The organism is Actinoplanes nipponensis, assembly GCF_016862275.1.
Classification (GTDB): domain Bacteria; phylum Actinomycetota; class Actinomycetes; order Mycobacteriales; family Micromonosporaceae; genus Actinoplanes; species Actinoplanes nipponensis.
Genome location: NZ_BOMQ01000045.1, coordinates 1 through 24,674 on the forward strand (window position 1 = coordinate 1; position 24,674 = coordinate 24,674).

Annotated in this window: 22 protein-coding genes and 1 pseudogene; 10 read left to right on the forward strand and 13 right to left on the reverse strand. The window is 71.8% G+C overall.

Going from position 1 to position 24,674, the window contains the following annotated elements; genetic code table 11:
- Positions 1–225 (reverse strand): hypothetical protein (locus Ani05nite_RS18155; protein WP_203769755.1); only part of this gene is annotated, 225 nt, incomplete at its 3' end.
- 918 nt (positions 226–1,143) lie between these two features.
- On the opposite strand from Ani05nite_RS18155, the gene Ani05nite_RS18160 reads away from it, so the two are divergent.
- Entirely contained in the window at positions 1,144–2,715 is a 1,572-nt protein-coding gene (locus Ani05nite_RS18160; RefSeq protein WP_203769926.1) for an acyl-CoA carboxylase subunit beta, read from the forward strand.
- On the opposite strand, the gene Ani05nite_RS18165 is transcribed toward Ani05nite_RS18160, so the two are convergent.
- The 4 genes and pseudogenes from Ani05nite_RS18165 to Ani05nite_RS42495 all read right to left on the reverse strand — a co-directional run.
- Positions 2,716–3,375, reverse strand: a complete 660-nt coding sequence (locus tag Ani05nite_RS18165; protein ID WP_203769756.1) for a M50 family metallopeptidase — start codon at positions 3,373–3,375, stop codon at positions 2,716–2,718.
- 78 nt (positions 3,376–3,453) lie between these two features.
- On the reverse strand, positions 3,454–4,194 hold the full coding sequence (locus Ani05nite_RS18170; RefSeq protein WP_203769757.1) for a M50 family metallopeptidase: 741 nt from the start codon (positions 4,192–4,194) through the stop codon (positions 3,454–3,456).
- Between the two features lie 30 nt (positions 4,195–4,224).
- A complete protein-coding gene (locus Ani05nite_RS18175) occupies positions 4,225–4,437 on the reverse strand; it encodes a hypothetical protein (protein ID WP_203769758.1) in 213 nt (70 codons plus the stop codon).
- Positions 4,438–4,499: 62 nt separating this feature from the next.
- A pseudogene (locus tag Ani05nite_RS42495) lies at positions 4,500–8,567 on the reverse strand (serine/threonine-protein kinase); the annotation flags it as partial.
- Positions 8,568–8,668: 101 nt separating this feature from the next.
- Between Ani05nite_RS42495 and Ani05nite_RS18185 the strand changes: the two are divergent.
- The 6 genes from Ani05nite_RS18185 (at position 8,669) to Ani05nite_RS18210 (ending at position 13,279) form a co-directional block, all read left to right on the forward strand.
- The gene (locus Ani05nite_RS18185; protein ID WP_203769759.1) at positions 8,669–8,866 is read left to right on the forward strand and encodes an acyl-CoA carboxylase subunit epsilon; all 198 of its coding nucleotides are present in this window, start codon (positions 8,669–8,671) and stop codon (positions 8,864–8,866) included.
- A 187-nt stretch (positions 8,867–9,053) separates the two neighbouring features.
- The gene (locus Ani05nite_RS18190) at positions 9,054–9,401 is read left to right on the forward strand and encodes a hypothetical protein (protein ID WP_203769761.1); all 348 of its coding nucleotides are present in this window, start codon (positions 9,054–9,056) and stop codon (positions 9,399–9,401) included.
- Positions 9,401–10,843 carry a hypothetical protein gene (locus Ani05nite_RS18195; protein WP_203769763.1) on the forward strand — a complete coding sequence of 481 codons (1,443 nt, stop codon included), beginning with the start codon at positions 9,401–9,403 and terminating at the stop codon, positions 10,841–10,843. Before Ani05nite_RS18190 ends, Ani05nite_RS18195 begins: the two co-directional genes overlap by 1 nt.
- A 110-nt stretch (positions 10,844–10,953) precedes the next feature.
- Positions 10,954–11,946: a type VII secretion-associated serine protease mycosin gene (gene mycP, locus Ani05nite_RS18200; RefSeq protein WP_203769765.1), complete on the forward strand. Its 993-nt coding sequence runs from the start codon at positions 10,954–10,956 to the stop codon at positions 11,944–11,946.
- A 53-nt stretch (positions 11,947–11,999) separates the two neighbouring features.
- On the forward strand, positions 12,000–12,623 hold the full coding sequence (locus tag Ani05nite_RS18205; protein WP_203769766.1) for a Maf family protein: 624 nt from the start codon (positions 12,000–12,002) through the stop codon (positions 12,621–12,623).
- Positions 12,620–13,279: an O-methyltransferase gene (locus Ani05nite_RS18210; protein ID WP_203769767.1), complete on the forward strand. Its 660-nt coding sequence runs from the start codon at positions 12,620–12,622 to the stop codon at positions 13,277–13,279. The genes Ani05nite_RS18205 and Ani05nite_RS18210 overlap by 4 nt, the downstream gene beginning before the upstream one ends.
- Before the next feature lie 21 nt (positions 13,280–13,300).
- On the opposite strand, the gene Ani05nite_RS18215 is transcribed toward Ani05nite_RS18210, so the two are convergent.
- From Ani05nite_RS18215 to Ani05nite_RS18225, 3 genes are all read right to left on the reverse strand, one after another.
- Positions 13,301–14,056 (reverse strand): ABC transporter permease, encoded by a 756-nt coding sequence (locus Ani05nite_RS18215; protein ID WP_203769768.1) that lies wholly within the window; start codon positions 14,054–14,056, stop codon positions 13,301–13,303.
- Between the two features lie 3 nt (positions 14,057–14,059).
- Positions 14,060–15,010: an ATP-binding cassette domain-containing protein gene (locus Ani05nite_RS18220; protein WP_203769769.1), complete on the reverse strand. Its 951-nt coding sequence runs from the start codon at positions 15,008–15,010 to the stop codon at positions 14,060–14,062.
- 88 nt (positions 15,011–15,098) lie between these two features.
- On the reverse strand, positions 15,099–15,686 hold the full coding sequence (locus tag Ani05nite_RS18225) for a PadR family transcriptional regulator (protein ID WP_239130177.1): 588 nt from the start codon (positions 15,684–15,686) through the stop codon (positions 15,099–15,101).
- 65 nt (positions 15,687–15,751) lie between these two features.
- On the opposite strand from Ani05nite_RS18225, the gene Ani05nite_RS18230 reads away from it, so the two are divergent.
- Entirely contained in the window at positions 15,752–17,494 is a 1,743-nt protein-coding gene (locus Ani05nite_RS18230) for an acetyl/propionyl/methylcrotonyl-CoA carboxylase subunit alpha (RefSeq protein ID WP_203769770.1), read from the forward strand.
- Between the two features lie 2 nt (positions 17,495–17,496).
- On the opposite strand, the gene Ani05nite_RS18235 is transcribed toward Ani05nite_RS18230, so the two are convergent.
- Entirely contained in the window at positions 17,497–18,066 is a 570-nt protein-coding gene (locus tag Ani05nite_RS18235) for a TetR/AcrR family transcriptional regulator (RefSeq protein WP_203769772.1), read from the reverse strand.
- A gap of 77 nt (positions 18,067–18,143) precedes the next feature.
- Here Ani05nite_RS18235 and Ani05nite_RS18240 point away from each other — a divergent pair, with 77 nt between their 5' ends.
- The gene (locus Ani05nite_RS18240) at positions 18,144–18,596 is read left to right on the forward strand and encodes a DoxX family protein (protein WP_203769774.1); all 453 of its coding nucleotides are present in this window, start codon (positions 18,144–18,146) and stop codon (positions 18,594–18,596) included.
- Here the strand turns inward: Ani05nite_RS18240 and Ani05nite_RS18245 are convergent.
- From Ani05nite_RS18245 to Ani05nite_RS18255, 3 genes are read right to left on the reverse strand one after another with little or no spacing between them, the layout of a single operon-like run.
- A complete protein-coding gene (locus tag Ani05nite_RS18245) occupies positions 18,580–19,446 on the reverse strand; it encodes a transglutaminase family protein (protein ID WP_239130179.1) in 867 nt (288 codons plus the stop codon). The two genes, Ani05nite_RS18240 and Ani05nite_RS18245, sit on opposite strands and share 17 nt — an antisense overlap.
- Positions 19,443–20,384: an alpha-E domain-containing protein gene (locus Ani05nite_RS18250; protein ID WP_203769776.1), complete on the reverse strand. Its 942-nt coding sequence runs from the start codon at positions 20,382–20,384 to the stop codon at positions 19,443–19,445. Before Ani05nite_RS18250 ends, Ani05nite_RS18245 begins: the two co-directional genes overlap by 4 nt.
- Complete coding sequence (locus Ani05nite_RS18255) at positions 20,378–21,961, reverse strand: circularly permuted type 2 ATP-grasp protein (RefSeq protein ID WP_203769778.1); 1,584 nt, start codon at positions 21,959–21,961, stop codon at positions 20,378–20,380. Before Ani05nite_RS18255 ends, Ani05nite_RS18250 begins: the two co-directional genes overlap by 7 nt.
- A 388-nt stretch (positions 21,962–22,349) precedes the next feature.
- Between Ani05nite_RS18255 and Ani05nite_RS18260 the strand changes: the two genes are divergently transcribed.
- Positions 22,350–23,096 carry a DedA family protein gene (locus Ani05nite_RS18260; protein ID WP_203769780.1) on the forward strand — a complete coding sequence of 249 codons (747 nt, stop codon included), beginning with the start codon at positions 22,350–22,352 and terminating at the stop codon, positions 23,094–23,096.
- Between the two features lie 82 nt (positions 23,097–23,178).
- On the opposite strand, the gene Ani05nite_RS18265 is transcribed toward Ani05nite_RS18260, so the two are convergent.
- Positions 23,179–24,579 carry an NAD(P)H-quinone dehydrogenase gene (locus Ani05nite_RS18265; protein ID WP_203769782.1) on the reverse strand — a complete coding sequence of 467 codons (1,401 nt, stop codon included), beginning with the start codon at positions 24,577–24,579 and terminating at the stop codon, positions 23,179–23,181.
- Positions 24,580–24,674 lie beyond the last annotated feature (95 nt).

Genomic DNA, 24,674 nt, shown 5'->3' on the forward strand with positions numbered 1-24,674 from the left:
GGGGCGGTCCGGGCTGGACAGGTCCAGGCCGGCGAGGTCGAGCGGGTGGATCGGCTCGTCCGCGTGGCCGGCCAGGTCGGCGGCCCGGTCCAGGTCCTGGTCGATGTCGAGCTCGGGGTCGCCGATCTGGTCCGCCGGCTCACCGGGCTCGGCCCCGCCGGTGTGCTCCGGCCGGGCCGGGGACCGCCGCCGGGCCTCCGTGGGGATGGCACCGGCCGGTGCCACGGCGCCGGGGAAACCCGTCGGGGCGGCACGGGCGTAATTGACGTCGGAGACCGCCGGACCAGCATCCAAGCCCGGGAAGCCCGCGGCATCGCCGTCGGGCCCGAACGATCCCGCGCTGTCATCGCCGGCCGGGGGAAAGCCCACCGGGCCATCCGCCGCCACCGTTCCGGCCGGGTCGCCCGCACCGGCACCGGCCGCGCGGGCCGCCGCGCGGCGCCCACGCCGGCCGCCCCGGGACTCCGGCACCCCGCCGTCCTCGCCTCGCCAGTCCTCCGGCGGCGCACCCCGTCGAACTCTCGGCGCCGAGCCGGGCCCACGAACCTCGGACGCCGCTCCCGGCCGGACCGCCGGTCCCGAGCCGTGGCCGCGCACCTCAGCCGCCGGCCCCGACCGGGCCCCGGGCGCTGAGCCCGGCCCGCGAACCTCGGACGCCGACCCCGGCCGGGCCTGCGGCACCGAGCGCGGCCGGCGGGCCTCCGGCGCGGGAGCCCGCCGGGTCTCCTGGGCCGGGCGCGGCCGTCCCCCGCCGGATCGGTCGGCGGGCGCAGCGCCGTCGGCGTTCGACCGCCGCCCGGCCGCGCCCGTCGCGTCCTTGCCGGTCCGGCGGCGCGCCTCGCCGTGCTCGGCGGGGCGCTGCTGAGCGCGGGCACTGCGGAAGAGGGCGGCGCGGAGGACGATGAGCGTGGTGATGCCACCGACGATCAACGCCACGCCGACGGGGGTCATCCATGTCGTCACGGGGGTTGTAACGAATGGGGCATTGAGTGCGAAACGTCCTTTCTGCCGCCCCCTGCGTACGGGCACCGGGAAGTCCGCGCCCGACCCTGGATACGATCTCTCCGGCGTGAATGCCGCCTGGCGGGCGGGCATGCGTGGGCGAGCGGAGGACGGGGCATCGTGACGGCGCAGCAGGACGACGTGACGCAGCGGGACGACATCCACACCACGGCCGGCAAACTCGCCGACCTGGCGCGGCGCACCGACGAGGCCGTGCACGCCGGCTCCGCCCGCGCGGTGGAGAAGCAGCACGCCCGCGGCAAGAAGACCGCCCGCGAGCGGATCGCGCTGCTGCTCGACGAGGGTTCCTTCGTGGAGCTCGACGAGCTGGCCCGGCACCGCTCGACCGCCTTCGGCCTGGAGAAGAGCCGCCCGTACGGCGACGGCGTGGTCACCGGCTACGGCACCGTCGACGGCCGCCAGGTGTGCGTGTTCTCCCAGGACTTCACCGTGTTCGGCGGCTCGCTGGGCGAGGTGTTCGGCTCCAAGATCGTCAAGGTGCTGGACCTGGCCATGAAGATCGGCTGCCCGATCATCGGCATCAACGACTCCGGCGGCGCCCGCATCCAGGAGGGCGTCGTCGCGCTCGGCCTGTACGCCGACATCTTCTTCCGCAACGTGCGGGCCAGCGGCGTCATCCCGCAGATCTCCCTGATCATGGGCCCGTGCGCGGGCGGCGCGGTCTACTCCCCCGCGATCACCGACTTCACGGTCATGGTCGACCAGACCTCGCACATGTTCATCACCGGCCCGGACGTCATCCGCACGGTGACCGGCGAGGACGTCGGCATGGAGGAGCTGGGCGGCGCCCGCACGCACAACACGCGCAGCGGCAACGCGCACTACCTGGCCAGCGACGAGGACGACGCGATCGACTACGTGCGGGCGCTGCTGTCGTACCTGCCCAGCAACAACCTGGACGAGCCGGCCGCCTTCGACGAGCCCGCCGGGCTCGCGCCGAACGAGGCCGATCTCGCCCTGAACACGCTGATCCCGGACTCGGCCAACCAGCCCTACGACATCAAGCGCGTGGTGGAGGCCGTCGTCGACGACTTCCTCGAGGTCCAGTCGCTGTACGCGCAGAACATCGTGGTCGGTTTCGGCCGCGTCGAGGGACGGCCGGTGGGCGTCGTGGCCAACCAGCCGATGCACTTCGCCGGCACGCTGGACATCGCGGCGTCCGAGAAGGCGGCGCGCTTCGTGCGCACCTGTGACGCCTTCAACATCCCGGTGGTCACGTTCGTGGACGTGCCCGGCTTCCTGCCGGGCACCGGCCAGGAGTGGGACGGCATCATCCGGCGCGGGGCCAAGCTGATCTACGCGTACGCCGAGGCGACCGTCCCCAAGGTCACGGTGATCACCCGCAAGGCGTACGGCGGCGCGTACGACGTGATGGGCTCGAAGCACCTCGGCGCGGACCTCAACTTCGCCTGGCCGACGGCGCAGATCGCGGTGATGGGCGCCCAGGGCGCGGTCAACATCCTCTACCGCGGCGAGCTGGCCGCGGCCGAGGACCCGGCGGCCCTGCGCACCGAGCTGATCAACGAGTACGAGGACACGCTGGCGAACCCGTACATCGCGGCGGAACGCGGTTACGTGGACGCCGTCATCGCGCCGTCGGCCACCCGGGCCCAGGTGACGATGGCGCTGCGTACCCTGCGGACCAAGCGCGAGACCCTGCCGCCGAAGAAGCACGGCAACATCCCGCTCTGATCACCGCTGCAGGTGCAGCAGGGTCACGCCGCCGTAGACGAGCGCGGACATGGTGGCGAGCCAGAAGACGCCCAGCCACAGCACGTCCGGCAGCAGGGTGAGCCGCTGCAGCACCGCCGCGTCCGACGAGGTGCTGCCCCCGTGCGTGACCCAGAACAGGTCGGTCATCTTGCGGGTGCCGCCCATCAGCAGGAACCACACCCAGCTGTAGGCGAAGGCCAGCTGGGCGGGGTCCGGCCAGTGGCGCGCCACCCAGTACAGGACGAAGCCCGTGCCGACCGCCACCGTGACGGACAGCAGGTTGCGCATCTTCAGCAGGATCACCGCCAGCAACCCGACGCTGATCCACAGCAGCGCCTCGGGGCGGCCGTGCCGCAGCAGCCACACCCCGCCGAGCCCGACCGCCGACGGGCCGAGGTAGCCCACGAACGTGATCACCAGGTCGGCGAACCAGGGCATCTTCTTCGGCAGCCCGGTGAGGCCGCCCTTGCCGGGCTCGAAGGTGATGCCCTCCACCTTCTGCTGGAAGACCACGGCCGCGGCCGCGTGGAATCCCTCGTGGGCCGTGGTGATCGTCCACTTGGTGAACTTCCAGAGCGGCACGGCGGCCACGAAGCCGACGAGGGCCGTGCTCCAGGCCAGGCCGAGTGACCGGTCCATGGGGGGACGCTAGCGACCCCCGGGAGCGGCGCGCATCACCATCCGATACTCAAAACGTCACCGTTCAGCTACTCGAAGTCAGGGTGCGGTGCTGACCGCCGGCAGCCACTGTCCGGCCAGCATGAACCCGCCGATCACCAGGGCGGCGACGTCCACCGCGAGGAAGACGCCGACCCAGAAGAGCGCGGGAACGTGGGTGACCCCCGCCAGCTGGTCCGCGTCCGACTCGGGCATCCGGCCCCGGCTGCGCAGCTTCTGCAGTTCGAACACCGGGCGCACGCCACCGATCAGCAGGAACCACACGCTCACGTACGCGAAGGCAGCCTGGACCTGCGGTTCGGCGTACCAGGAAACCGCGAAGACGATCGCCCCGGTGACCAGCACGGAGACCGCGCCGAACACGTTCCGGATGTTGATCAGCATGAGCAGCAGCAGGAGCACGGCCACCCAGAGCAGCAGCGTGATCCGGTTGCCGCCCAGCAGCCAGGCGCCGGCCAGGCCGACCAGCGACGGGGCGATGTAGCCGGCGAGCAGGGTGAACATCATGCCCGGCCCGGTCGGGCGACCGGCCGAGAGCGTGAGCCCGGACGTGTCGAACTCCAACCGGATGCCGCGCAGTTTGCGGCCCGTGAGCAACGCGACCAGCGCGTGCCCACCCTCGTGGGCGATGGTCACGGCGTTGCGGGCGACCCGCCACAGCGGCCGGAAGGCGACCACGACCAGCGCGATCACCGCCGTCACCAGGACGAGCAGGCCGGGCGGGTCCGGCTGGGCACCGAGCAGGGTGTCCCAGAGGTCACTTACGGAGTCGATCGACACAGCCCGCGAGCGTAGTCGATCAGCGCCGGGCTAGGCGCGGCGGCGCAGCACGGACTCCCGCTGGGGGACGGCCCGACGCTGCAGCAGGAGGTACCCCGCAGCGGCGCCGGCGAGGACCATCGCACCGGCAACTACCAGCAGCACCGCAAGGGCACCGGCGGCCGCCACGACAAGCGCGACGTCGGCGAGCGCGACGAGCATCCACAACGCGATCGTGGGTCTACTGCCGTGTCGACGAATCATCTTGCACCTCCATCCGTGGTGACCGATGAGTACCCATTCACCTGTCGATCACACCTGGAGGCCTACCGACTCGCCTTGAACCCCTGGTAGATGACCTGAAGGTCCTTCTGGCTGGCCGCCCAGTCCCCCGGCGAGGTGTACCAGGAGATGCTGTACGCCTGCTTGCCCGGCGTGGTGATGAAGCCCCGCTTCACCGCGTGCTGCGGGTTGCCGCTCACCGTGGTGTAGGTGAACTCCCAGTCCGCTGCCTTGCCGAGGTAGGTGAGCCCCTCGAGCCGGATCCGCTGGTAGTCCTTGTACTTGGAGCCCTTCCGGTCGGCCTCCTGGTCCTTCCAGTCGGCCACCGGGTCGGGCTTGGGCTGCTCGGAGTGATCGATGATCAGCAGCCGGTTGTTCTTGGTGAAGTACACCTCGGTCCCGTCCGGCCGGACCTCGGCGCCCTCGGGAATCGGCACCGAGTAGCCGTCACCCTGATACAGCCGCCAGCCGGCCGGAACCTTGCCGGTGGTCGCCGGCTTGCTCGCCGCAGCCGACGAAGGCGGCGCGGACGGCTTGGCCGTCGTCGGCGCGGGCGCGGCGGCAGCCGTTGAGCTGGGCGCGGCGGAGGGCTTGCCACCGGTGCTGGCGGCGGGCGCGACCCCGGCCTTGCGGCCGTCGTCCCCGGCCTGGTCGTCCGACTCACCCCCGAAGGCCCGGGGCACGAGAAGAACCAGAGCCAGCAGTACGGCGACCAGCACGCCGATGGCGACCACGGTCTGCCGGCGGGTGAGCGTGGTGCCGAAGACGGTGATGCCACGGCCGCCGGCGGAGGGGGCGCGGACCGTCATCGGTTGCCAGGCGGGGCGGGAGGGCTGACTGAACGCCGGCACGCCGGGGACCGGCGCGGGCTTGCCCGGGGCGACGTCGAGCCGGGTCGCGTCGACGGCGGCTGCCGGGGTCGTGGCCGTGGCCGGCGCCGCAGCTGTCAGGGCCGGGGCTGTCGGGGCCGGGGCTGTCGGGCGCTTTCGGGTGCCGGGCTGCTTGATGATCCGGGTCTGGGCGACAGCGGGGGACGCGGTCAGCGCGTCACTCTTGCCGGGCTGGTCATCACCCGGCGCCTTGGGGCCTTCCGTGGCCGGGGCCGGGTCGGCCGTGGTGGCGGCCCGGGGTGCCTTGTCCCCTTCGACAGCTCCGTCGCTTTTGTTCGCTTCGGCCGTGGTGGTCTTTCCCTCGGCGGCCGGCTGGTCACGCTTGGCCGGGGCGCTGTCAGCGGGCTTGTCGTCGGCGGGGGGTTTGTCCGCCTCGGTGGCCGGGCTCGCGGCGACGGTCGGTGTGGCGCTCGAAGGGGTGGCGGCGGCCGGCTTGGCGGCTGCCGCGGCGGCCGGCTTGGCGGCTGATGCTGCGGCGGCCGCTGCCGTGCGGGCTCGCCCCTTCTTGCGAGAGGCCTTGGTCGAAGAACGCGTGGCTGCCACGGGCTTGGCGGCGGAGTCCGGGGTGGGTGCCGACTCCTCGGCCCCGGCCTCTGCTGCGGGCGGCTTCGTGTCGCCGGCTTTCGTCTCCGCGGGACCAGCGGTGCCGACCGCGCCGGGCGACGTGCCTGCTGCCGGGCCGGGCGCTTCAGTCTCTGCGGCCGCCCCCTCGGGAGCGACGCCGGCGGGTGGCGCCGTGTCGGCCTCGACCTCGTCGGCCTTCACCTCGTCGGCCTTCACCTCGTCGGCCTTGACCGACTTGGCCGGGGCCGTGTCTGCCTTGACGCCCTCGGCCCGGGCCGCGTCAGGCTCGACCCCGTCGGCCTTCGCCGCGTTGACCTCGGCCAGGTCGCCCTTGACCCCTTCGGCCTGCGCCGCGTCGCCCTGAGCCAAGCCGGTCTGGGTCTCGTCGCCCTTGGCCCCGCCGACCTGCGCCGCGTCGGCCTGCGCCACCTCAGCCTTGAGCCCGCCGACCTCTGCGGCGTCGCCCTGAGCCACGCCAGCCTGGGCCACGTCGGCCTCGACCCCATCGGCCTGTGCCGCGTCAGCGCCCGTTTCGGCCGCTTGTGGTGCCGCCTCTGGCGTGTCGGTCTTGCGGTCCGCAGCTTCCACCGCGGCCTTCGCCGGGGCAGCCTTCTCCGTCTCGGAGCCCGACGCGCTGGCTGGAGGCGAGGCGGATGCGGTCGCGTTGCCGGCGTCAGCTGCCGACTTGTCGACGGGCGCGGCTTCCAGCGTCTCGGAGCCACGCGACTGGGTGACCGCGGTCGCGGCGGTCGGCTGGGGCGTGGCCGGCTTCTCGGCGTCAGCCGGTGTTGCGTCTGTGGACTTCTGCTCAGCTTCCGCGCCGGTCGGTTCCGGCTTGGGTTCGGCCGTGCCGGTCTTCGGCGGGCGGGGACCGAACGGCAGGCGGGTGCGGCCTGCTCTGCCGGTGGAGGTTGCGGCCTCGTCGTGCGCCGATCGGCCACTCTCGCGGCTCGCGCTCTCCGGCGTGTCGGTGTCCTCGGGCGTGGCGGCGTCGAAGCGTTCGGTGGGGGGCGATGCAGCGGCTGCGCCCGCCGCCGGAGTCGCGTCGGGACGCCGGGGGGTGGTGGGCGCCGTGGCGATGACTCGGCCGCTGACCGGTGTGCGCGGGGTGGTCGCCGGGGGCGGGGCGAGGGGTTCGGCGACGGCTGCGCCGGCGGCTGACGCGCGGGGCGCTGCCGGGGGTGACTTCGAGGGCTGGGCGGTCGGCTGGCGGGACTCCGGCGCCGGAGCGGGCGGGGTGCTCCCGGGAGCCGGCTGGGCCCCGGGGCGCTTGCGGTGGGCGGCCACCTCGTCGGCCGTGATCGAGCCGAAAGCGGAGCCCGACCCGCGCATCGTCGCGTCCAGGGCGGGACGGCGCGCAGCCGGGGTGTCCACCCCTGGGGGCGGTGACGATGGTGTGCCCGTACCGAATCGGTTTTCGATCTTGGTGGCATCCAGCTCGGGCGGCTTCGGCGCATCGACCCGCGTCGGGGTTTCCGCCGGTGGGCGGCCGACCGACGCCTTGCCGGGCACGAAGATCGGCGCGCGGCCGCCCGCGGGCGGACCGGCCGGCGACTGCCCGGGATTGACCGGGGGCCCCGGCGGGGTGCCCTGGGAGCGCGAGGGAACGATCGGCGTGCCCTGCGGACGCGCCGGAGTGATCGGAGTGCCTTGCGGACGCGCCGGTGTGATGGGGGTGCCCTGCGGGCGTGCCGGGGTGACCGGCGGGCGCGGGCCCGGGACGACCGGCGCGGAGGCCGACACGCCGGGCACGACCGGCGGCAGGCTGGACGATCCGCGTTCGCGGCCCGCGCCGGGCCGGCGCATCGTCGGGCTCATCGGGAAGCTGAGCTTGGACCGGCGGCCCGTCGCCCGCAGCAGCAACCGCTCCGCTTCCTCGGCGTTGATGCGGTGCGCGGGGTCCTTGCGCAGCAGGCCGTTGAGCACCGGCTTGAGCGGGCCGGCGTTGCGGGCCGGCGGCGGGTTCTCGGTGGCCAGGGCGGCCAGCGTGGCGATCGCGGACGGCCGCGCGAACGGCGAGGCGCCCTCGACGGCGGCATAGAGGGTCGCGCCCAGCGACCAGAGGTCGGCGCCGGGCCCGGCGGTGCCGTCCCGGGCCCGCTCGGGCGCGATGTACGCCGGGGAGCCCAGCACCAGGCCGGTGCGGGTCACGTTGGGGTCGCCGGGCACGGTCGCGAGGCCGAAGTCGGTCAGGACGACCCGGCCGTCCTCGCCGATCAGCACGTTGCCCGGCTTGACGTCACGGTGCACGACCCCGGCCCGGTGCGCGGCCCGCAGGGCGTTGAGCACCCCGAGCCCGATCTCGGCGGCGCGGACCGGGGCGAAGGGCCCGTCCGCGGCGAGAATGTCCTGCAGGGACCGCGAGGGGACGTACTCCATGACGATCCACGGATCGGCATCGGTACGCAGCACGTCGAAGACGCGGACCACGTTGATGTTGTTGAGCCGGGCGATGGCCCGCGCCTCCCGCAGCGAGCGCTCGCGCATCTCCCGCCGCTCGTCGGGGGTGAGCCCCGGCGGCGGCACGAGCTCCTTGATGGCGACCTCGCGGTGCAGGACGACGTCGGTCGCCCGCCAGACACGACCCATCCCGCCCTGACCGAGCGGCGCAATGAGCCGGTAACGGTCAGCGACAATAAGCGGAGGGGAAGTAGACATCACGCAGAAAATACCCGGTCATGTCGAGCCGCAGCGAATCGATCAGCCGAGTGTGGGACGCGTGTCACCGAGAACCTCCCGCAAGGCCTTAAGCTTGATCAATGGATGAGGAACCGCTGGTCAGCGTCGTGCGCGGCACACCGACCCCGGAAGAGCTGGCGGCGCTGGTGTGCGCCCTGGCCGGCCGGTCCGCGAGCGAGGATTCACCTTCCCGCAAGCCGACCCCCACGCCCTGGACGAGAAGTGCCCGCCCGGCCGCGGTCCGGCCGTCCTGGCGATCCTCGGGACAACCCCGCTAGACATCGACGGGTCTCAGTAGGATTGCGACTGTCCATTGCCCTGGGTAGGGGCTGCAGCAACAAGAGGTGACAGACTACTCTCGCGGAGGAATTCGCACTCTCGGGGGAGGGCTCAACGATGCCGGTAGACAACGGTCCACCGCCTTTGATCGACAGCGCCAGCTCGATCGAAACAGACATCAAGGCGATGGAAGAGTTCGCCGCGACGCTCGCGAACGAGGTCCAGAAGGGATACGACCCGCACCTGCAGCAGGTCATCCCGGCCATGATGACCGAGCTGCCGGCCGCCAACTCCGACTTCCCCGAGTTGCAAAGCTTCCTGCAGCTGCACCACGACGCCCAGCAGCAGACCTTCTGCAACACGTTCAACTTCCGCGACGGCACCCACCACTTCGCCGTGGTCGCGAAGTCGATCAGCGAGGAGTACGCCTCCAGCGACGCCTTCGCCCAGGCCAAGGTCCGCGACGTCACCGACGGCTTCGAAGCGGCCAGCGACCCGCTCCGGAGCGAGACCGCAGCAGGGGAGAACAGCTGATGCTGATCGCTGACGGAGGCGGCGGCTACGGCGGCACCCACTGGACGTCGAAAGAAGTGCCGGCCATGTGGGCCGCCATCGCCAACCAGGACACCGAAGCCCACTTCGAAGTGGTCGCCGGCTGGCGCAAGACGGCCGACCTGACCCTCGCCCACCTCGCCCAGGTGCAGGTGTACCGCGACAACCTGGCCAGCGTGTGGCCGCCCGCGAAGAGCCCGGCCGCGGCGGCGTACATCGCCCGCCTGGACAAGCTGATGGCCGATCTCCAGGCGACCCACGACGCCGCGTCCGCGAACTACACGGCGTTCTCGACGGTGACGCTGACGCTCAGCCTCGCCCGGCAGAAACTGCAGGAGCTCTACAACAAGTACGAGAGCAACGCGAAACAGAACTTCGCCTGGGAGCAGAAGCAGCAGGCAGCGGCGACGTCACCTACGCCTACACCGTCGCCTTCGCCGTCGGGGGCACGCAATGTCCCGCCGGTATCGGCGGCGCAGCAGGAGGAGTTGAATCGTCAGGCTCGGGTCATCATGTACGACCTGAGCAATACGGTGTTGAGTGGGCAGGCTGCCCTCAAGAAACCGCAGCCCTATGACCCTTCCCGAGAGGGGAGAGTCGAAGGTGACGGTCACCAGCGGACTGACGGTGGTGCCGGTGGCTTCGCCACTCCGCCGATCATTCCGCCCCCCGGTGGAGGCGGCGGCGGGTTTTCCGGAGGATCAGTGAGCTCCGGTTCCTCGCACGTCACCCCGGTTACGCCAGTGACCCACACCCCTGCCGGCAACGTACCCACCACCGGTGGGGGTGGCATCGGCAGTGGGACAGGGCCGATCCTCGGCGGAATCGGCAACTCGCCTGTCATCAATCCACCTGCTCCCGGTCTACCGTCGCCCAGCCCGACGCCCGCTCCCCCGCCGTCAGGGCTGGGTCCGGTGCCTGGACTCATCGGAACCCCGGGCGCTAACGGGCTCCTGCCGCCCGGAGGGCTGCCGCCGGGCGGCTTGCGGACTCCACAATCTGGCCTCGTAAAACCCGGCGTGCCCCCTGCTGGAGGCCGCACGACAATGCCATCGGGAGGCGTCATCGGCGCTCGTCCGGGCAGCGGAATGATCGGACAGATGCCGAGCGGAATTCCGGGCGGAGTTCCGGGCGGGCGAGCTCCTAGCGCCGGTCGAGTGAATCCTGTTGGCGGTGTCATCGGTCAGCAGGGTGGTGGTGCACCATCGGGCCGAGGTAGAGCATCGACTCACGGTTTCCCCGCGCAGAACAGCCCCATGGCGAACGGCCCCGGACGTGCACATGGTCGCCGTCAGGAGGGCGAGCAGGACCGCTGGGACCCGGACAACCCATGGTCGGTCGACGAAGGCGTCGATCCAGTGGTCCGACCACCGGAGGACTTCGGCCCCATCGATCCTGGCCCCGCTATCGGTTATCAGAGATGAGACGGCGACTAATCGCTTTGTTCGCGGCAACGCTGGCTGGCGCCGGTGTCGCCGCTTATGGGACCCCTGCCCTCGCGGACCTTCGGGACGACCAGTGGCACCTCAGCTATTTGAACATCGATGAGGCGCACCGCATCAGCACCGGAAAGGGCGTCACCGTCGCCGTACTCGACTCCGGCGTCGCGAAGCATCCCGACCTACCCGGCGTCGTGAGCGGTATCGACCTGATTCAACCCGGGGGCGACGGACGGAACGATCAGACCGGACACGGCACCAGCATGGCCGGCCTCATTGCCGCTCATGGCAACAGCCGTAACCGTGCCCTGGGCATTGCCCCCGATGCCAAGATCTTGCCGATCAGGGTGCTCGGCAAAGGCAAGAACGTGGTCAGCATCGGCCCAGGGATCCGGTATGCGATTTCCCACGGCGCCAAAGTCATCAACATGTCCATCGGTGGCGGATTCGCCCCGGACGACTTCGCCGGCATCAAGGAAGCCACGGAAGCCGACGTGGTACTGATCGCATCAGCCGGCAACAAGCCGGACGACGTCAACGTCACAGCGCCAGCCGTTCTCGAGAGCGTGGTCGCTGTCGGCGCTGTAGATCGCAACGGCAAGCAGGCCAAGGTGTCCGTCTCAGGAGAAGCTCTCGATATCGCCGCGCCGGGGGATGACATCACGAGCACCAATCGCCAAGGCGGTTACAACGTCGGCGAGAATGGCACCTCGGACGCTGCAGCCATCGTTTCCGGGGCGGCCGCCCTTCTGCGGAGCAAGTACCCGAACATGAGCGCCACTGAGGTTGTCGAGCGGCTGGAGTCCACAGCGATCGACAAGGGTGTACCGGGCGTCGACCCGGACTACGGACATGGCGTTATTGACATCGTCGCTGCCCTGCGTGATCCCGGTGCCGTCCCGTCGGCGTCTGCCGCTGCACCGGCCCCAACGATGACTACCGGCGCAACAGCTCCGGCCCCTGCGCCCCAAGCGGACGCCAAGCCCGCCGGCAGCAACACACCGCTGATCGCCAGCGGTGTCGCAGTCCTTGTTCTTCTGGGTGGGCTGGCCGCCTTCCTCCTCACCCGCCGCCGGAAAACCCCCTGACCCCCCGAGCCGCTCCCTCCCCCACCCCCGACGGACTTGTAGCGTTGATCCCCGTGCAGACCGACAACCCCCCACGTCTCGTCCTCGCCTCGGCCAGCCCGGCCCGCCGCGCCCTTCTCGCCGCCGCCGGCATCGACGTCGACGTTCACGTCAGCGGCGTAGATGAATCAGCCGTGGAGGTCGAGGACGCCGCCGGTCTCTGCCTGGCCCTCGCGCGGATGAAGGCTCGCGCCGTCGCCGCCACGCTGCCCGCGGATCCCGGCGTTCTGGTGCTCGGCTGTGATTCCGTGCTTTTCTTCGGCGGGCAGGTCCTGGGCAAGCCGCACACGCCGGCCGAGGCCGTCAAACGCTGGCATGCCATGCGGGGCCGGTCCGGCGTCCTGTACACCGGGCACCATCTCACCGACCTGGTCAGCGGCAAGCAGGCCGAGGAGGTCGGCGCGACCGTCGTGCATTTCGCCGATCTCACCGATGAGGAGATCGCCGCCTATGTCGGTTCCGGGGAGCCGTTGCACGTCGCCGGGGCTTTCACCATCGACGGGCTGGGCGGGGCGTTTGTGGAGCGGATCGAGGGGGACGCCGGGAATGTCGTCGGGTTGTCGTTGCCGCTGCTGCGGCGGCTGCTCATGACGTTCGGGGTCACCGTGCCGCAATTGTGGAGGAACGAGGACGCATGACTTTCAAGCCGCTTCCGCTCACCCCTGAGCTGCACGAGTACCTGCTCAGCCACAGCACTCCGCCGGACGAGGTCACGGCCGAGCTCATCGCGGAGACGCGAGCGTCGCTTCCGGACGACGCGGGCATGCAGGTGGCGCCCGAGCAGGCCGCCTTCCTGCGGTTGCTGACTTCGCTCATGGGCGTACGGCAGGCGGTCGAGGTCGGCACCTTCACCGGCCTGTCGTCGCTTTCCATCGCCCGCGGTCTCGCCGCGGGCGGGCAGTTGACCTGCTTCGACATCTCGCCGGAGTTCACCGCGGTGGCCCGCCGCTACTGGCAGCGGGCCGGCGTCGCCGAGCGGATCGAGCTGCGGATCGGGCCGGCCGCCGAGGGTCTGCGCGAGCTGCCGTCCGAACCGTACCTCGATCTGGCTTTCATCGATGCCGACAAGGCCGGCTATCCGGTCTACTGGCAGGAGCTGGTGCCGCGGGTGCGGCCCGGGGGCGTCCTGCTGGTCGACAACGTCCTGTGGTCCGGCCGGGTCGTCGACCCGCGCGGCGAGTCGGACCGGGCCATCACCGCGTTCAACGACCTGGCCCGCGACGATCCGCGGGTCGAGCTGGTCATCCTGCCCATCGCGGACGGGCTGACGATGGCCCGCCGCACCGAGGAGTAGCGCGGCGGACCAGCGCGGGGCTCAGCGCACGCTGCGGGCGAACAGCCGGGCCGCCCAGGTCAGCGCCAGCGCCGCCAGCACAGCCATGATCAGCAGGCCCTGCCAGACCTCCGGGGCGCCCAGGTCGCCCAGGAACAGCGCCCGTACCCCGTTCACCGCCCAGGAGAACGGGTTCCAGTCGGCGACCGCCTGCAACCAGCCCGGGGCGAAGGTCAACGGCAACAGGATCCCGGAGAGCAGCAGTACGGGCTGGGCCACCGTGTTCATCAGCGGCGCCAGCGCGTCCTCGCTCTTGACCGCCAGCGCCACCCCGTAGGACACCGCCGAGGTCATCAGCGAGATCAGGGCCAGCATCAGGTACGCCAGCAGCAGGTTGCCGATGAACACCCGCAGGTCGAACACGAGCGCCAGCAGCGTGATGATCACCGCTTGGGCGAGCAGGGACACGGTGTCGCGCAGGGACCGTCCCAGCAGCAGCGCGAACCGGCTGACCGGGGTGACCCGGGAGCGCTCGATCACCCCGGCGCGCAGCTCGGCGATCAGGCCGAAGCCCTGGAACAGGCCGCCGAAGATGGCCAGCAGCACGAGCAGGCCGGGCACGAAGATCTCGTACGCCTCGGCGTTGGTCCGCACCCCCAGGGCCGGCTTGAGCAGCGGGGCGAACAGCAGCAGGTACATCACCGGCTGGAAGACGCCGACGAGGATCCAGACCGGGTTGCGCAGCAGCAGCTGCATCTGGCGCTGGAAGATCAGTGAGGTGTCGCGTACCAGTTTCACGGCTCAGCTCTCCCGCAACGATCGGCCGGTCTTGGTCAGGAACACGTCGTCGAGGCTGGGCCGGTGCAGCTCGATCGAGCCCAGCGGCACCGAGGCGTTGTCCAGCGCGCGCAGGATCAGCGGGATCGCGGTGCCGCCCTCGTCCACGTAGAGCCGCACGCTGTCCTCGTGCGTCTCCAGCTTGTTGATGAAGTCGGCCGAGCCCAGCGCCTCCGCCGCGCGGGCCGGTGACGACACGCCGACGCGTACCACGTCGCCGGAGATCTCGCGCTTGAGCTCGGCCGGCGTGCCGGACGCGACGATCTCCCCGTTGTCCATGATCGAGATGCGGTCGCAGAGCGCGTCCGCCTCGTCCAGGTAGTGCGTGGTGATGAAGACGGTCATGCCGTCGGCGCGCAGCCGGCGCACCTCGTCCCACATGTGGGCCCGGCTCTGCGGGTCCAGCCCGGTGGTCGGCTCGTCCAGGAAGACCACCTTGGGCTCGTGGATGATGCCCAGGGCGATGTCGACCCGGCGGCGCTGGCCCCCGGAGTACGTCTTGCACTTGCGGTCGGCGTACTCGCTGAGCTGGAAGCCCTCCAGCACGCGGGCGGCACGCTCGGTGGCCACCGACTTCGAGATACCGTAGAGGCGGGCCTGGAGCACGAGTTCCTCGCGGGCGGTGGAGTCGTCCCAGGTGCTGCCGCCCTGGGCCACGTACCCGATCCGGCGCCGGACCTCGCCCGGGTCCTTGCGCAGGTCGGCCCCGGCGATGGTGGCCTCGCCGCCGTCCGGCTCGATGAGCGTGGCCAGCATGCGCAGCGTGGTGGTCTTGCCGGCGCCGTTCGGGCCGAGGAAGCCGAAGATCTCGCCCTCGTCCACGGTCAGGTCCACCCCGCGGACGGCGTCGACGGTCTTCTTCTCGCGGCCCTGACGGGACATGAAGGACTTTCGTAGCCCCCGTGTTTCGATCATGGTGACCCCCAGTCGTGGGCGGACGGATGCCCGCCACCGGTCGAAAGGCAGCGTAGAACCGCGTCTGCGGCTAGTCAAACTTGATTAATCAGTGATCAACCCAGCCGGCGGGCTGCCCGGTCGGGGTGGGGAAGTACGGCTCGTCCTTCTCGATGCGCGCCGCGATGCGCTCACACCAGCGGATCTCCGCCTCGGCCCGCTCGATCGACAACTCCCACATCCAGCGCACGTAGACCGGCTTGTGATCCGCCCAGTCGGCGCCGATGAGCGCCTGCAACTGCTGGATGCCGGCGCCGAGCTGGACCGCGCGGTTACGCAGGGCCGCGGCCGTCTCGGCCCGGGGCAGCGCCGGCAGGAACGCGAACGCGGCCATGAACGGGTCCGGCGGCGTGGCGACCGACCACCAGTTCACGCGCAGCAGCGACTGGAACTCGGCGGCGCCCTTCTCGGTGATCTCGTACGTGGTCCGCGCCGGCCGCGCGCCCACCTGCTCGGTCGCCACCTCGCGCAGCAGCTGCTCCTCGGTGAGCTTGCGCAGGGCGTGGTAGATCGAGCCGGGCTGGACGTTCGCCCACTTGTCGGCGCTCCAGCTCAGCAGCTCGCGGCGCACGTCGTAACCGTGCACCGGCTGCATCCACTGGACCAGGCCGAGGATCATCATGCGGGTCGCCGACATATCTCACAGGTTAATAGCCAAACTTGACTGAGAAACTTGCCGGTGCCGGACGATAGGCTCACCCGGTGCGCAAGGTATTGATCGCCAATCGCGGCGAGATCGCCGTCCGAGTCATCCGGGCCTGCCAGGACGCGGGCCTGACCAGCGTCGCCGTCTACGCCGACGCCGATCGCGACGGGCTGCCCGCGCGGCTCGCCGACGAGGCGTGGGCGCTGGAGGGCGAGACGGCCACGGAGACGTATCTGCGCATCGACAAGCTGCTCGACATCGCCGCCCGCAGCGGCGCCGACGCGATCCACCCCGGCTACGGCTTCCTGTCGGAGAACGCCGACTTCGCCCAGGCCGTCCAGGATGCCGGCCTGACCTGGATCGGCCCGACGCCGCAGGCGATCCGCGACCTCGGCGACAAGGTCACCGCGCGGCACATCGCGCAGCGCGCGGGCGCCCCGCTGGTGCCGGGCACGCCCGAGCCGGTCCAGGGCGCCGACGAGATCATCGCGTTCGCCCGCGAGCACGGCCTGCCGGTCGCCATCAAGGCGGCGTTCGGCGGCGGCGGCCGCGGTCTCAAGGTGGCCCGCACCTTCGAGGAGATCCCGGGCCTGTTCGAGTCGGCGACCCGCGAGGCGGTGGCCGCGTTCGGCCGCGGCGAGTGCTTCGTCGAGCGCTACCTGGACCGCCCCCGCCACGTCGAGGCGCAGGTCCTGGCGGACACGCACGGCACCGTGATCGTGGTCGGCACCCGCGACTGCTCCCTGCAGCGCCGCCACCAGAAGCTCGTCGAGGAGGCGCCGGCCCCCTTCCTCAGCGACGAGCAGCGCGCACGCATCCACACCAGCGCCAAGGCGATCTGCCGCGAGGCCGGCTACCACGGCGCCGGCACGGTCGAATACCTGGTCGGCCAGGACGGCACCATCTCCTTCCTCGAGGTCAACACCCGGCTCCAGGTCGAGCACCCGGTCAGCGAGGAGACCACCGGCCTCGACCTGGTGCGCGAGCAGTTCCGCATCGCCGACGGCGAGCGCCTGCCGTACATCGAGGACCCGGCCCCGCGCGGGCACTCGATCGAGTTCCGGATCAACGGCGAGGACGCCGGCCGCAACTTCCTGCCCGCCCCGGGCCGGGTCACCGCCCTCACCTGGCCCTCCGGCCCCGGCGTACGGGTGGACGCGGGGGTCGAGGCCGGCAGCGTGATCGGCGGCAACTTCGACTCCCTGCTCGCGAAGATCATCGTGACCGGCGCCGACCGCACGGAGGCGCTGCAGCGGGCCCGGCGCGTGCTCGACGAGACGGTCATCGAGGGCATGGCCACCGTCCTGCCGTTCCACCGCATGGTGGTGCGCGACCAGGCGTTCGTGGACTTCACCGTGCACACCAACTGGATCGAGACCGAGTGGCAGGGCGGCGTGCCGGCCTTCGCGGCCGCGGCCGCCCCGGCCACCGACGAGCAGGAGCGGGAAACCGTCGTGGTCGAGGTCGGCGGCAAGCGCCTGGAGGTGCGCCTGCCGGCCAACCTCTCCGGTACGCGCACAGCCGGCCCGGCCCGCCCCCGCGCTCGCCGCTCGGGGTCCGGAGCCCAGGCCGCCGGAACGGGCGGCGCGGCCGCGCTGACCGCCCCCATGCAGGGCACCATCGTCAAGGTCGCCGCCCAGGACGGTGACACGGTCTCCGAGGGCGACGTGATCGTGGTCGTCGAGGCGATGAAGATGGAACAGCCGCTGCAGGCGCACCGCTCGGGCACGGTGTCGGGGCTTGCCGTCGAGGTGGGCGCCACCGTGACCGCCGGCACCACGATCTGCGAGATCGGCTGACGTCAGACGTCGTGGGTGAGGTGCCGGAGGACCGCCCGGGCCACCTCATCCGGCAGCTCCGGCATGTCCGGCAGCGAACCACTCAGCCACAACGTCGCGAACCCGTGCGCCAGCGACCACGCCGCCAGCCCCGTCTCCCGCACCTGCCCCCGCCCCCCGCCCGCCCCGCCGTCCGGCAGGTCCGCGACTCCTGAGTAGAGCGCCTCCCCCGACCGTTCCCGCGCGGCCACGAGCGCCGGGTCGTCCGCGTGATAGAGGTCCGGGCGCCACATCACCTCGAAGTGCGCCCGGCGCGTCGTCGCGAACCGGACGTAGGCGACGCCGAGTTCCAGGAAGCTGCCGGTGCTCGCCCAGGCCTGCCGCAAGGCCGCCGCCAGCTCCTCGAAGCCCTCCGCCGCCAGGGCCGTGAGCAGCCCTTTCTTGTCGCCGAAGTGGTGGGCCGGCGCGGCGTGCGAGACCCCGGCCCGGCGGGCCAGGTCGCGCAGGCTCAGCGCGGCCGGGCCGTCCTCGGCGATCGCCTCGGCGGCGGCCGCCAGCAGGGCGCGTCGCAGGTCCCCGTGGTGGTAGCTCATGCCGTCAGCATAACTTGCCATTGACAAGATGGACCCGGTCGGGGAATCTTGTCAGTGACAAGTTTGGAGGACACGAGATGGCACCCCTGGTCACTCTCCTGGCCGGCACCGTCCTGGCCCGGCTGCTCGGCCTGCTCGGGGTCGACGCGCTCGACGGTTGGTTGCCCGCGTTGCGCGTCGGGCTCGCGCTGATGTTCCTGCTGACCGGCCTGGCCCACTTCGGCCTCGGCCGCCGGGCGGACCTGGTCGCCATGGTCCCGCCGCGCCTGCCCCGGCCGGAGCTGCTGGTCACACTCACCGGCGGGCTGGAGCTGGCCGGCGCGGCCGGGCTGCTGCTGCCCCCGACCTACCGGCTCGCGGCGGGCTGCCTCGCGCTGCTCATGCTGGCCATGTTCCCGGCCAACGTGTACGCCGCCCGCCACCACGTCGACCTGGGCGGCAAGCCCGCCACCCCGCTCCCGCTGCGCACCGCCCTGCAGGTCGTCTTCGTGGCGGCGGCCCTGACGGTGGCGTTCAGCGGAGCCGGGTGATCGTCACCTCGACGGCCTGGCCCGTGCTGGCCGGGCCGGCGTACACGCCCTTGAGCGGCGGCACATCGCCGTACTCCCGGCCCCGCCCGACCACGACGTGCCGCTCCCCGACCGGTACGCCGTTGGTCGGGTCGAAGGCCGTCCACCGGCCCACCCACCATTCGACCCAGGCGTGGCTCTGCCCGACCACGCTGTCCCCGATCGCCGCCGACGGCTTCGGGTGCAGGTAGCCGGAGACGTACCGGGCCGGCAAGCCCATCTCCCGCAGCAGCCCCACGGTCAGATGGCTGATGTCCTGGCAGACACCCTTGCGCTGGGCCCAGGCGTGCAGCGCGTCGCTCTGCACGCCGGTGGCCCCGGCCTGATAGGCCACCTCGCCCCGGACGAACTCGCAGACGGCCAGCGCCGCGGCGTGCGGCGTCGCGTGGGCGCCGCTGATGTCGGCCGCGATGCCGGTCAGTTCCTCGTTCAGCCGCGTCCGCTTGGTGCCCAGCAGCAGCTCGTACCAGCGGTCGACGTGCACCGCCAGCTCGTCCCAGCCGGCGCCCTCGCCCGGCTCGATCAGGTCGCCCGGCGGCAGGGTCTCCACCGTGGACGTCGCCGTCACCGTCAGCGCCTCGTGTCTGGCGTGCACGTCGAACGCCGTGACCACCGTGCCCCAGTAGTCCTCGTAGCGGTACGTGCGCGCCGGCGGCCACACCTCCACCCGGGCCTCCAGCACGGCCTGGTGGGTCTCGTTGCGCGGCCACATCCGGGCCTCGTTGTACGACGACGACACCGGCCCGGCGTAGTCGAACCCGCTGCGATGCTGGATCTTGAGTCGCCAGCTGTCCACCGCCGAAATGCTCACGCGACCACCGCTCCCCGCACCCAGTGGACCGCCGTCGTCTGGCGGAAGTAGCGCCGCGAGACCGCCTCGTTCACCTGCGAGCAGGTCTTCTCCAGGCCGGCCAGCACCGGCCCCAGGCCGTCGATCAGCTCGTCGGCGCCGCGGAACTCCAGGTTGGTGCGGGCCCGGCCGACGATCCGCTGCGCGTCCGTGGCCACCCCGGCCCGGCCCGGGTCGGGCTCCAGGTCGGTCAGGCAGCCCTCGGCGGTGGACAGCGCGGCGAAGACCGAGCGCGGGAAGAGCCGGTCGAGCAGCAGGAACTCGGCCGCGTGGCGGTCGTCCAGGGAGCCCCGGTACGTCCGCAGAAACGTCTCCCACGCCCCGCTGGACCGCAGCAGCGTCAGCCACGAAGGAATGCTCCCGCCGGCCCGCTCGTGCGTGCGCAGCAGCCGCGCGGTCATGTCCACCCGTTCCACGCTGCGGCCCAGCACCAGGAACAGCCAGCCCTCGTCCCGGCTCATGGTGGCGTCGGTCAGCCCGGCCATCACCGCGCACCGCTCCCGCACCCACCGGAAGAACGAGTGCACGCCCTGCTGCTCGACCCGGCGGCGCGCGTTCGGCAGGCCGTGCCAGGTCGAGTTGAGACATTCCCACATCTCCGAGGAGACGGTCTCGCGGGCGCCGCGGGCGTTCTCCCGGGCTGCGGCCAGCGCGCCGACGACCGAGCTGGGGCTGCGCTCGTCCAGCCCGAGCAGGCCGATCACCCGGGCCGCGGTGAACGGCTCGTCGGTCATCGGCAGGCCCATCACCGCGAGCAGCGACCGGCACGCCTGGTCCTCGTTGGTCCACGGGTCGGCCAGGATGCGCTGCAGGTGCACGTCGAGGATGCGGGCGGTGTCCTCGGCGCGTTCGACGTAGCGGCCGATCCAGTAGAGCGACTCGGCGATCCGGCTCAGCATCGCGGTCCTCCCTGCTGTTGCTGCTGTTGTTGCTGCTGCTGGGCGTCCGCGGCGCCGGCGCCCGGTCCCGGCTCCGGGCTGGACGCCGACGGCAGCGGCGCCGGGTCGGCCGCCAGGTGCGGCACCTCGAACGGCGACGTGTCGTCGGCATCGGCGAGCACCCAGGTGTCCTTGGAGCCGCCGCCCTGGCTGGAGTTCACGACCAGCGCGCCCTCGGGCAGCGCGACCCGGGTGAGGCCGCCGGGCAGCACCCAGATCTTCTCGCCGTCGTTGACGGCGAACGGCCGCAGGTCGACGTGCCGGCCGCGCAGCCGGTTGCCGATGAGCGTGGGCACCATCGACAGCTTCACCTCGCGCTGGGCGATCCAGCCGCGCGGGTCGGCGACGATCTTCTCCCGGACCGCGGCCAGCTCCGCCGCGGTGGCCTGCGAGCCGATGACGATGCCGGCGCCGCCGGCCCCGTCGACCGGCTTGAGGACCAGCTCGCCCAGGCGCGGCAGCACCTCGGCCAGCACCCCGGGCTCGTCCAGCCGGTACGTGTCCACATTGGGCAGCAGCGGCTCCTCGTTCAGGTAGTACCGGATCAGGTCCGGCACGTACGTGTAGAGCAGCTTGTCGTCGGCGACGCCGTTGCCGACCGCGTTGGCGATGGTGACCCGCCCGGCCCGGGCCGCGTTGACCAGCCCGGCCACGCCGATCACCGAGTCGGCCCGGAAGTGCACCGGATCCAGGAAGTCGTCGTCGATCCGCCGGTAGATGACGTCGACGCGCTGCTCCCCGGCGGTCGTGCGCATCGCCACGTCGTTGCCGACGCAGACCAGGTCGCGGCCCTCGACCAGCTCCACGCCCATCTCGCGGGCGATCAGCGCGTGCTCGAAGTACGCGGAGTTGTAGACGCCCGGGCTGAGCACCACGACGGTCGGCTCGGCCACGCCGACCGGGGCGGCCGCGCGCAGCGCCCGCAGCAGCATGCCCGGGTACGACTCCACCGGCAGGATCCGGCTGGCCGCGAAGACCTCGGGCAGCACCTGGGCCATGGCCCGGCGGTTCTCCATGACGTAGCTGACCCCGGACGGGATCCGGACGTTGTCCTCCAGCACCCGGAAGGTGCCCTGCTCGTCGCGGATCAGGTCGACCCCGGCGACGTGGATGCGGACGCCGTTGGGCGGGTTGATGCCGGCCGCGGCGCGCAGGAAGTGGGCGCTGGTGGCGATGATCCGCCGCGGCACCACGCCGTCGGCCAGCACCTGGCCGGGGCCGTACACGTCGGCCAGGAACGCCTCCAGCGCGCGGATCCGCTGCGCGACGCCCAGCTCGACCGAGCGCCACTCGGCGGCGGCGATGATCCGCGGGACGATGTCGAGGGGGAAGGGCCGCTCGACGCCCTTGAGCGCGAACGTGATGCCCTGGTCCAGGAAGGCCCGGGCCAGCACCTCGGCCCGAACGCCCAGCTCGGCGCTCGACAGCGGCTGCAGCGTGGCGTGCAGCGCCTCGTAGGTCTCGCGAGGCATGCCGAGCTCGCCGAACATCTCGTCCCAGCCGGGGCCGAGGCGGTACTCCTCGAAAAGATCCGCCATGGCCCGACCCTACGGGCGGCTCGTTGCGCGTGGGTAACAGTGAGGTGGGCCGCCGGTACGGGACCTACCGACGGCCCTGGCGCGGCGGCCCGGGGTGAAGCCGGGCCGGCGCCGCTCGCCCGAGACACCGAGAACGGGGGACCCGGCGTATCGGGGCTGACCCAAGGCTACGCGTGTGCGGGCCGTACCAGAAGCGCCGATCCGCGGCCACATCGCCAGAGATTGGCAGAAATGCCTCGCGTCGGGGCCACGGCGAGGACGTCGAGCCCGTACCGTGTCGGGCATCACCCTTAGCCGGGCCTGATCTGGGCGCATCCTGTACTCAGCTCATTCTCAGGGGCGCCCACGGACAATGCCGTGTGCCCTGGAGCCGCGAGGTGGCCGACCGATGACGGATTTGTTGACCATGATGGCAACACCGGCATGGGCGTACCTTGCGCTTTTCGGATTCCTCACCGTCGATGCGATGGTGCCGGTCGTGCCGATCCAGGCCATCATGATCACCTCGGGCGCGCTCACCGTGTACGGCAACCTGAGCCTGCCGGCGGTCATCGCGGTCGGCGCGCTGGGCATGTTCACCGGCGACTCCATCGCGTTCGTGCTGGGCCGCACCGCCGGCAACGTCGGCGGCCACTGGCTCAGCGGGCGCCTGAGCGCCCTGCGGCAGCGCTTCGCGCCCAAGAACGACCACGGGGACAAGCCGGAGTCCAAGACCCGGCGCGCCGCCGAGCGTTTCACCCGGGGACTGCGCAAGCCCGGCCCGCTGGTGCTGCTGCTCTGCCGGTTCGTCCCGGGCGGCCGGATGGCGGCGGGCTACCACGCCGGCCGCAGCGGCTATCCGATCAAGCTCTTCGTGATCTACGACGGCGCCGCGGCGCTGGGCTGGGCCACGTACGGCGGCCTGGTCGGCCACGTCGGCGGCACGGCGATCACGCAGTCGGCCTGGCGACTGTTCGCGATCGCCGCCTGCGCCGCGGTCATCTTCGGCACCGCGGGCTGGATCCTGGCGCTGTTCGGCGGCCGCAAGGACGCCGACGACGGCGACGACACCGACGACGCCGAGGAACCGGAGCCGCGCGACGAGCCGCAGACCGATCAGCGTCCGGCGCTGCGGCGCTCCGGCCCGCCGGCCTGACCACGGGCCGCCGACGGCGTCCCGGCCGCGGCTCGCGGCGGCCGGGAACACCACGGGATGATCGGGAGCTCCCCGGGCCCGCCTACTGAAGCTCGTGCAGCATCAGCTGCCGGGCCGCCTCGGCGATCGAGCCGGACAGCGACGGGTAGATCGTGATCGTGTGGGCGAGCTGGTCGACCGTCAGGTTGTTCTCGATCGCCATCGTGATCGGCAGGATCAGCTCGCTGGCCTTGGGCGCCACCACCACCCCGCCGACGATCTGGCCGGTGGCCGGGCGGCAGAAGAGCTTCACGAAGCCGTCCTTGAGGCCGGCCATCTTGGCCCGGGCGTTGCCGGTCAGCGGCAGCATGACCTGACGGGCGGGCACCTTGCCGGCGTCCACGTCGTTCTGCGAGACGCCGACCGTGGCCAGCTCCGGGTCGGTGAAGACGTTGGCCGAGACCGTCCGCAGGCGCAGCGGCGCGACGGCCTCGCCCATGGCGTGCCAGACCGCGATGCGGCCCTGCATGGCGGCGACGCTGGCCAGCGGCAGCACGCCGGTGCAGTCGCCGGCGGCGTAGATCCCGGGGACGTTGGTGCGCGACACCCGGTCGACGGTCACGTAGCCGCCGTCGGCCACGTCCACGCCGTACTCGCGCAGGCCCAGCTCGGCGGTGTTGGGCACGGCGCCGACGGCCATCAGGGCGTGGGAGCCCTCCACCGTACGGCCGTCCGAGAGCGTGACCAGCACGCCGTCGGCGGTGTTGACCACCGAGTCGGCGCGGGACTGGTTGAGGATGGTCATGCCGCGCTCGCGGAACACCCGCTCGATGGCCATGGCGGCGTCGGCGTCCTCGTGCGGCATCACCCGCTCGCGGCTGGAGACGAGCGTGACCCGCACGCCCATGGCCAGGTAGGCGCTGGCGAACTCGGCGCCGGTGACACCCGAGCCGATCACCACCAGGTGGGTGGGCAACTCGTCGAGGTCGTACACCTGCCGCCAGTCGAGGATGCGCACCCCGTCCGGCACCGCCGTGCGCAGCACCCGCGGGGTCGCACCGGTGGCGATGAGCACGGTCGCGGCGTCCACCGCGTACTCCTGGCCGCCGGCCGGAGCGATCAGGACCTGGTGGGTGTGACCGAGCGTGTCCTCGCCGAGGCGGGCCCGGCCGGTGACCACGTCCACGCCGGCCTTGATCAGCTTGGCCTGGATGTCGCCGGACTGGGCCAGCGCGAGCCGCTTCACCCGGTCGTTGACCGCCTTGGCGTCGATCGTCACGCCCTCGAGACCGGCCGAGCGGATGCCGAACCGCTCGTTGTGCCGGTACCCGGTCACCACCTCCGAGCTGGCGATGAAGGTCTTCGACGGGACGCAGTCGGAGAGCACGCACGCGCCGCCGGCCCCGTCGGCCTCGACGAGGGTGACGTCCGCGTCGAGTTGTGCGGCGACCAGCGCCGCCTCGTACCCGCCCGGCCCACCGCCGATGATCACGATCCGGCTCACGATACTCCGACCTCCATTGCCATCTTTTGTCCCTTTCGTGCCGCAGATGTGCCGACACGCACACCTCATATTCTCCACCACCGGCCGTCCGGGCT